Source organism: Nguyenibacter vanlangensis, from assembly GCF_013376155.1.
GTDB lineage: Bacteria > Pseudomonadota > Alphaproteobacteria > Acetobacterales > Acetobacteraceae > Gluconacetobacter > Gluconacetobacter vanlangensis.
This window is the reverse complement of record NZ_JABXXP010000529.1, coordinates 1-2,001: the sequence shown is the minus strand read 5'-3', so window position 1 is coordinate 2,001 and position 2,001 is coordinate 1. Positions and strand designations below refer to the sequence as shown.

Below are 2,001 nucleotides of genomic sequence, written 5' to 3'. Positions count from 1 at the left end.
GAGATCCGCGACCGCGACGCCGAGGGCGGCGTGATCCTGCGCTTCGATACCGAGGGCGCGGCGTTCGACGCCTTCCTGCAGGTGGCGGGGGCGCTGGCGCTGCCGCCCTATATCGCGCGGCCCCAGGGACCGACCGAACAGGACCGCACGGATTACGCCACCATCTTCTCGACCCATCGCGGGGCGGTGGCCGCCCCCACGGCGGGGCTGCATTTCACGCCCGGATTGCTGGCCGCCCTGGATGCGGCCGGCGTCGGGCGCCGCACGCTGACCCTGCATGTGGGGGCCGGGACCTTCCTGCCCGTGCGGGGCGAGAGCATCGCCTCCCACCGCATGCATGCCGAACGCGGCATCATCACCCCGGAAACCGCGCAGGCCATCAACGCGGCCCGCGCCGCCGGGGGGCGGATCGTGGCAGTGGGCACGACCTCGCTGCGGCTGCTGGAAAGCGCGGCCGATCCGGACGGCACGATCCGGCCCTTCGACGGCGACACCGCCATCTTCATCCGCCCGGGCTACCGGTTCCGGGCGGTGGACCTGCTGATGACCAATTTCCACCTGCCGCGCTCGACCCTGTTCATGCTGGTCTGCGCCTTCGCCGGATATGACAGGATGCGCCAGGCCTATGCCCACGCGATCGAGACGGGATACCGCTTCTATTCCTACGGCGATGCCTGCCTGCTGCACCGCCAGGACGCGGCCATAGGGGGGACGGGCGCATGAGCACCGCATTCCGCTGGACCGGACAGGCGCGCTTCGGCCGCGCGCGGGCGGGCCACCTGCATACCGCGCACGGCATGGTGCCCACCCCCACCTTCATGCCCGTGGGCACGGCCGGCACGGTCAAGGCCATGACGATGGACGCCGTACGCGCCACCGGCGCGGGCATCGTGCTGGGCAACACCTACCACCTGATGCTGCGTCCGGGGGCCGAACGGGTGCGCGCGCTGGGCGGCCTGCATCGCTTCATGGACTGGCCGGGGCCGATCCTGACCGATTCCGGCGGGTTCCAGGTCATGTCGCTGGGCGCGCTGCGCAAGCTCGACCAGGACGGGGTGACGTTCAGCTCGCATATCGACGGCGCGAAGCACCGGCTGACGCCCGAACGGTCGACCCATATCCAGCACGCGCTGGACGCCACCATCACCATGTGCTTCGACGAATGCCCGGCCCTGCCGGCCCCGCCCGAGACGATCGCGCAGTCCATGCGCCTGTCCATGCGCTGGGCCGCGCGCTGCCGCGCGGCATTCGTCCCCCGCCAGGGCTATGCCCAGTACGGCATCATCCAGGGCGGCACCGAACCCGAACTGCGCGCCGAGAGCGTGCGCGCCCTGACCGATATCGGCTTCGAGGGCTACGCGATCGGCGGCCTGGCGGTGGGCGAGGGGCAGGACCTGATGTTCGCGACCCTGGACGCGACCGTGCCCCTGATCCCCGACGACAGTCCGCGCTACCTGATGGGGGTGGGCACCCCCGACGATCTGCTGGGCGCCGTCGAACGCGGGGTGGACATGTTCGACTGCGTCATGCCGACCCGGGCGGGCCGCACCGCCCGCGCCTATACCGAACGCGGCACCCTGAACCTGCGCAATGCGCGCCATGCCGGCGACACGCGGCCGATCTCGCCGCACTGCGACTGCCTGGCCTGCGCGCGGCACAGCCGCGCCTATCTGCACCACCTGTTCCGGGCCAACGAAATCCTGGGCCCGATGCTGCTGACGTGGCATAATCTGGCCTATTACCAGCGGCTGATGCGCGGGCTGCGCGCCGCGATCATCGACGGGTCGCTGGACGTCCATGCCGCGTGGCTGCGCGCTCAATGGGCGATGGAGGACTGGACGCCCGACGAAATGCCCCCTGCCGACATCCCACCGGTCCCGTGATGCCCCGCCCGGCCCCGTGCAATTCGGCCTTGCGCGACGCGATCCGCGACAAGGCGCTGGCGCTGGGCTTCGACGCGGTGGGGTTCTGCGACGCGGCGCTGGGCGACGATGCCCGGGC

At 71.3% G+C, this 2,001-nt stretch carries 2 protein-coding genes; both read left to right on the top strand.

Translation table 11 applies throughout. The features are described from left to right. The coding region (gene queA, locus HUK84_RS16250) for a tRNA preQ1(34) S-adenosylmethionine ribosyltransferase-isomerase QueA (protein ID WP_176641210.1) at nt 1–723 on the top strand (723 nt) is incomplete at its 5' end. Continuing rightward, a complete protein-coding gene (gene tgt, locus HUK84_RS16245; protein ID WP_176641209.1) occupies nt 720–1,883 on the top strand; it encodes a tRNA guanosine(34) transglycosylase Tgt in 1,164 nt (387 codons plus the stop codon). The genes queA and tgt, both read left to right, overlap by 4 nt. Nucleotides 1,884–2,001: the final 118 nt, after the last annotated feature.

Excerpts from the sequence above, each read along its gene's own strand:
- tgt (WP_176641209.1), top strand. The coding sequence starts at position 720 with ATGAGCACCGCATTCCGCTGGACCGGACAGGCGCGCTTCGGCCGCGCG.